The sequence below is a fragment of the Duganella sacchari genome, from assembly GCF_900143065.1.
GTDB classification, from domain to species: Bacteria; Pseudomonadota; Gammaproteobacteria; order Burkholderiales; family Burkholderiaceae_D; genus Rugamonas; species Rugamonas sacchari.
Genome location: NZ_FRCX01000023.1, coordinates 35,150 through 41,201, shown reverse-complemented (window position 1 = coordinate 41,201; position 6,052 = coordinate 35,150). Strand labels below are relative to the sequence as shown.

Below are 6,052 nucleotides of genomic sequence, written 5' to 3'. Positions count from 1 at the left end.
GTTGGCCGGCACTGGTGCGCTACGCGGAATCGGGCGCGCTCCCGATTGATAACAATGCCGTGGAAAATGCGATCCGTCCCATCGCCATCGGCAAAAAGAACTGGTTGTTCGCAGGCTCCGAGCGCGCCGGCCGACGCGCTGCCGCCATCCAAACATTACTCGGCACCGCCAAGCTCAATGGCCTCGATCCGCTGCATTGGCTGGCCAACGTGTTGGAACGTCTCCCGACGTGCCCTAACAGCCAGATCGATTCGTTGCTGCCATTCCCGAACTCTACGCAGTTCTAAGACCGTTGAACAGGTGGCTGGGCTGGAAGCTTACGGTTAAAGATGACAAGTTTAAATTGAGGTGGGTCGCATCGGGACTTATGTACTTTCATAATGTTCCCAAGCGCGAGAGCACGAAGATGGCTATTTCTGCACTCCTAATAAAGGAGCTACAAGTGTTTGCCATTACTTGGAATGACGAATACTTTACCGTGCCGCACTGGACGTCCCCCCCTGTGCGCCAGTTCCCAGAATCACGGGAGGGTACCGCAGATGAGGATTAATGTTGGACTCATCGGCAAAGCTGATCTTTAGCATAACGGAGTGTTCATCAGTCCACGATGCAAGGCTGGCCGTCTAGTTTGTTCGCTTGGTTCGGACATCGCTCACGTAATTACTGCTCTGAATGATCACTCATCAGCTAAATGCTGATCAATTTCAGTTACGAAGATCGATTCGCGGCCAGTCGTATGCAGCAAATGAATCTCCCTTTTCGCTCGGGTCATTCCTACATAGAACAGCCTACGCGCTTCGGCACGCTCGTTGTTGGATGCGCCATTTCGCGGTATGCGCCCATTGTCCATGCCAAACATGAACACAATTCCAAACTCGCGGCCTTTTGCACTGTGTAAGGTCGATAACGTAAGACGATCTACATACACGCCGTCTCCAGCGAGCTCGCCTAATACCATGTTCTGATGGTCTGCGCCAGGCGCCAAGCGTTCGGAAAATTCAGCCAGTATGTCGAGTTCATCACGTAATGCTGCATCGTCAATTGCAAATGACTGTACTACTTCCTTTGTCATTTGGGTCAGCCAGTCACGCAAAATTGTATTTGCATCTCGATTCCCCCATAGCACCGCGACCAGCCGCCGATGAAAATTCAGCTCAGATTCCTCGGTGATGATCGCTTTGTCGAACAATCGTTTGCCTTCCCTGATTATGCGACTTAGTCGTGGTGCACCAATTCGCCATCCTCCGCAGCACCATTGTGCACAAGCTTCTAGCCATTGCATTATTCGGCTTGAGCGTGGATATAGTGCATTGGTATCAGTGCGCACATACGCGATACCTAAGGCTTGCGCCGCAGCGGCTAACGAATCGCCTATCCATGCTGCCGGGTAGAGCACTGCTAGGTCACGAAGGCTAAAATCGGGATGACGGGCACGTGCTTGTGCCAGCAGATCTTGAAGCGCCCGTCGGGCTTGTTGATCGTAGTTGCCTTCCATAGGGTGAATGAAGATCGCTCCCTCTGCATCAGCATCAGCGGCTTCGTAATTTCGGTCGGCTCCAAGAGCTACCCCTGCGGCCGCGACTATGCGATCACCGCTGCGGTAATTTAGTCTGAGACGTACGGTCTCTACGTCATCTCGCTCGGATAACCTCTGCAATAGATCTGGTCGGGCACCAGTGAATCCATAAATCGATTGGTCGACGTCGCCGACTGCGAACAAGCGCATGCCGACGCTGAAACAAAGTCCCATCACCATCCTGTGCAGCGCGGCACCAAGATCTTGGTACTCGTCTACAACAAGGATCGGAAACTTAGCGAGCAATGCTCTCTGCAGCCACGGATTCGCACGTAATGCCCGTATAGCCAGTAATGGCATGTCGTCGTAATCAATTCGACCTCGGCGCCTTAAGCTCGCCTCGTAGCGCTCTATCAGCGCTGCAAGATCAGGGTCGGAGTTGCGCCATTCTGGTAATTCGCGATTTAGGTAAGTGCGGCGATAGATTCCGAGACGAAATTCTAAGCCCTGTGGAATTTCAGCTCTGCCCAGTGCTTCCGCAAGTGCGGCTTGGCGCTCTGCGCGTGTTGCGACAGCAAAGCTAGCAGGCAAACCGAGCCCGGCTGTCTGAGCGTATGGCAGGATTATTTGTGTTAATGAGAACGAATGTACCGTTCCGATGAAAATACGCCGGTCTTGTTCAACGCCGAGTGCGGCAAGCCGATCTTCGAGCTCGCGGGCACACTCGTTGTTATATGTGATGCATGCAATTCCGCGCGGTGTGTGCACGTCCTCGGCGAGCATCCGCGCCATCTTCGTTGTAAGCGTCTTAGTCTTGCCACTGCCTGGTCCAGCCAGTACCACGCAGTGTCCAGCCGATTCATAGGCTGCCCACTGGCCGGGGTTGCCGCGGAGCTGGGTTGCGGCTTGCAGGTAAGCCGATCTATCAGACACGATTAACCACGTAAGCTATTGCATCCGCAATATACGATGGCGGATTAAGGTCGTCGATACGTGATGCTAACCGTTGAGCAAAACGTCCTTTGCCGATCGCCTCGATAAGCTTCAGGTAATCTTCGACTACCAAGCTTTCCGGATCATTTTCCCATTCATTTATCCAAGCCTGGCGGGCCGCGCTAAAGTTTTGTTCGCGTAGTGTTTCGATGATAGGCTCTCTGAAATCATCGTCATGGAACAAATCGACTTCTAAGGTATGTGTGTTGGTAAATATTCCGTACACTGCGCACTGCGCATCAAAAAGCGGGCCGTTTGGAAGAGCTTCTATTTGCGCTAACAGTCCAGCAGGAACAGCACCAGTGCGTTGCAGCTCTATCGCGTGAATCAGCTTCAGTGAGCGCCTGCGGCCTAGTGGTTGTCGTCCTTCACGCGGGTCCCAATCAGTGATAATCGAGAATGGTATTCCAAGTCCGGTTAGAAACTTTGCATAGGGCTCGAAATTAATTCCGGAGACTGAGCAGACTGTGATGCCTAAGTGGTCAAGGTCATGACCAATCGCAGTCGCTAGTTCTGGTAAAAGAAACTTCTCTGCATCCCCTTCGACCAGAATAATCCCGCGCGCGAAGAGCATCTCGGCGCGTGTGACGTCTAGGTATCTGGCAAGGTCGTCTTCTTCTTCCTCACTAAGGTCGATCGATGCTGCTGAAGTTGCCACAGAGCCGTGACCTCCTGCTTCTCGCAAGAGAACCAATGATCGTAAAGGCGCAACGCTGGCAATATGGGGAGAGTGGGTCGTCAGCAGCAATGACAGAGGATGATCAGCATCGTCTCCGGCCAACTCTTCGAAAAGGTAGCGATACACAGACCTTTGTAAATGCGGATGAAGGTGAGCTTCCGGCTCCTCAATAGCCAGCAACGAGTGGTCGCGCCGATTTTCGCGCATCAACTGCCGCAGTTCGAGAGTTTTCAAAGCTAGGAATAGTACATTTGCGGAGCCAAGGCTGGCATCGCTAATTGATCTGATGCCTCCATCAATTAACAAGCGAAGATTGCGATAAAGGCGCGTAACCTCTGTTACTCCAAAACCCAGGCTAGGATCAATATTCTGTTTTGGCCCACTCATTGAGGCAAAGAGCTCGCGCAGTTGCGTCTCCACCGCTCGCACGGAATCGAACTGGCCCAACTCCTCTGTTGCTGCGCTTACGGAATCTCGAACATCTCGCAAACTTTCGATGGGCACGGCGGAGAATGCTCGTTCGAGCAGGGGCCGTAATGGAGAACGACGCCAGGTGGCCAAATCGCTTTCGGCGTCACGCAAAGCAGGCAAAATGTCCAATGCGATACGGCGACGCAATTCGTGTCCGAAGAGCTTCGCTTCCGATTCGCCGCCGTAGCAAATGAACTCATAGTCATCATCTGTCTGAGGGAATTCGTCCAATCCAGCAAGTGGTCGAAATTCATATGTCAGCCGTGCAGTATCAGCATCGTCGTCAAGCCGGAAGTCGGTGAGCTGGACCAGGAGGTCTAAATCTTCTTCAAAATCTTGCACTTCGACGGAGATTGTAATTCGCTCCCCTTCAAGCGGCTCTCCCAAGCCGTCCCAAAAGTCACCTTGGCCAAGTTGGCGAGCGCTGTCGGGCAGAGTCGGGTCGAAGATGAGCCGCAATGCATAAAGGAGGTTGCTCTTCCCAACGCGATTCTCACCCACTATGACAGCGTTGCCTTCGAGTGTAATATCCACCTCGCGAAAATTACGGAAGTTGCGGATGTAGATTCGAGTGAGTTTCATGTCGACTTTTCATATTGAAATCGGAGTTTGGTGCCGCGACAGTTTGTCGATGCAATTTAGCATAGCATGTTGCCGATTTAAAAACGAAAATATGTTTGTCTTGCACGGTCTGCTGGCATCACGAATTCGAATAGTAGCGAAAGAATCGAGATCTAACGTAACACCGCCTGGCGCTACTTGAGATCGGAAACAACTGAGCCGCTTCCGTTGCAAAATTCGTGGGAAGGTCGGGCGATCTTCAATGCAAATTAATACTGCTGTGGCCCTGATTAATGATTAGTCAGTTTGTTGTTCGCTTCATTTCGACATAATGCAACAGAGACCTGGCCAGATTTATCAGATACATTGCTTCAGGCTCCGGGACGATTGCAGAATTGGGATGCGCCATGCTGGCGTTGTTGCGTAGCGTATTGAGTACTTCAATAATCGAAGAAGACGCTTTTAGTGCTGATGTGACTTCGCCGGGCCTGGGGCCGGCGTAACTGAATTTTGGATGATCTTCACGCAGCTTTTTGAAAGCGGCGGTCAACGACAGTTGTTCATCTTGGACGGGTAGTAGGCTTGCGTCAACGCATAACTGAATTAGGTAACCATGCAGCGCTGTGTGTATTCGATCAAGCGCACTGGCGGCACCGCGTCCCGTCTTGACGAGATGCTCTACTTCGCTAAGTGCTCGCTCCACAGTCTCTGATGTGATCGCCAATTGGGGCGTACTGACGGGGGCAGGTAAGGTACCTATAATCCCTTTGCTCCGCAGAACGGCTTCGAGATCGATATCTTTTACTGCCCAATGAGTTCGATCAGTCTCGTACTCAATATCTAGCTCCCATAGCATGGCCAGCATTTTACGCAATGTGAGTGGCGGCACGGATGGATCAAACTCACATCCGATGCGCGCGCTAGAACCTCTGATTTGAATGCTCGTTATACGCCCGACCCAAGCCACCACACTGTTGTGGTCGTCATACTCGGAAAATTCATACGCGAATAGCGCTGGCCATCCCTGTAGCTGCTCAATCACTTCAGGTGTCATTTCCGACAAACGTGCAGCAATTGCGTCGTCGGTATATTCCAGGTATCGGCCAAGTGAAACGGTTGCGCCGCCGGCTTCCCAGCAGCCTGATCTGCGATCCATCAGGAGGTTATACATATTTATCGTTTAAACGCCTTTCGAGACGTGCATGTGCGGTTAAAGACCGATCGCCTCTTTCATGGCCTTATCGCGAGCAGCAACCATTTCTTCATATTCTTCGCGTGTGTCTGCAACAAACGACCAAAATAGGTCGGACGAATCAACGCGTTTTGCTTTGGCGATTGCTTGCAGCTCGCGCATGGTTTCCGTGTCGCGGAGTTCTTTCAGCGTGATGCCTAATGCATCGGCTTCAGCTTGCGTTAGCCCATCGATGCGATTTTCGATCGATGGGTGAGCTCTGAGAAAGCGGGTATATCCTTTCTCCATTTGTTCGTCAGTAAATTTTGCCATATGTCGTTCGTTAAATCGTTTTGTCGGTATCGCCTTCTGGGGAATCCAGCACCGGCGTTGCGGGTCAGCTTTGGCGAAGATGCTTAGAGACAGTGCTCGCAACATCGAGAACTGGTATCGCGCCTGGGTTGCGCTGCGCCCCACATTCCACGAGGCGCTTGAGCTCCTGTAGCTTCTGCTTCATGTTGCCTGTGAATGCCTTGTCCCACTCTCCGGCAGTTGCACCAAGTATTTTGGTATCAGCAGACAGCACCCCGACGCAATCAAAGCGGATATTTTTGGGCACGACAGTTCCTTTCGAGGTCCGTTGCATCTATTGTAGACCTTA

Annotated in this window: 6 protein-coding genes; 1 reads left to right on the top strand and 5 read right to left on the bottom strand. The window is 52.0% G+C overall.

All coding sequences use genetic code 11. From position 1 onward, the window contains the following. Positions 1–287 (top strand): IS66 family transposase (locus BUA36_RS29085; protein ID WP_139260733.1); only part of this gene is annotated, 287 nt, incomplete at its 5' end. A gap of 389 nt (positions 288–676) precedes the next feature. Here the strand turns inward: BUA36_RS29085 and BUA36_RS29075 are convergent. The 5 genes from BUA36_RS29075 to BUA36_RS29055 all read right to left on the bottom strand — a co-directional run bounded on the left by BUA36_RS29075 (position 677) and on the right by BUA36_RS29055 (position 6,010). Beyond that, entirely contained in the window at positions 677–2,449 is a 1,773-nt protein-coding gene (locus BUA36_RS29075; protein WP_084560410.1) for an ATP-dependent helicase, read from the bottom strand. Beyond that, complete coding sequence (locus BUA36_RS29070; RefSeq protein ID WP_072790783.1) at positions 2,442–4,241, bottom strand: ATP-dependent nuclease; 1,800 nt, start codon at positions 4,239–4,241, stop codon at positions 2,442–2,444. The genes BUA36_RS29075 and BUA36_RS29070 overlap by 8 nt, the downstream gene beginning before the upstream one ends. Before the next feature lie 280 nt (positions 4,242–4,521). Further along, entirely contained in the window at positions 4,522–5,391 is an 870-nt protein-coding gene (locus tag BUA36_RS29065; protein WP_072790780.1) for an abortive infection family protein, read from the bottom strand. Between the two features lie 39 nt (positions 5,392–5,430). Continuing rightward, positions 5,431–5,724, bottom strand: a complete 294-nt coding sequence (locus BUA36_RS29060) for a DUF6388 family protein (RefSeq protein WP_072790777.1) — start codon at positions 5,722–5,724, stop codon at positions 5,431–5,433. Positions 5,725–5,788: 64 nt separating this feature from the next. After that, complete coding sequence (locus tag BUA36_RS29055) at positions 5,789–6,010, bottom strand: hypothetical protein (protein WP_072790773.1); 222 nt, start codon at positions 6,008–6,010, stop codon at positions 5,789–5,791. Positions 6,011–6,052: the final 42 nt, after the last annotated feature.

What these genes read in the sequence shown, in the direction of transcription:
- BUA36_RS29070 (WP_072790783.1), bottom strand. Translation starts at nt 4,241, where the DNA reads ATGAAACTCACTCGAATCTACATCCGCAACTTCCGTAATTTTCGCGAG.
- BUA36_RS29065 (WP_072790780.1), bottom strand. Translation starts at nt 5,391, where the DNA reads ATGTATAACCTCCTGATGGATCGCAGATCAGGCTGCTGGGAAGCCGGC.
- BUA36_RS29060 (WP_072790777.1), bottom strand. Translation starts at nt 5,724, where the DNA reads ATGGCAAAATTTACTGACGAACAAATGGAGAAAGGATATACCCGCTTT.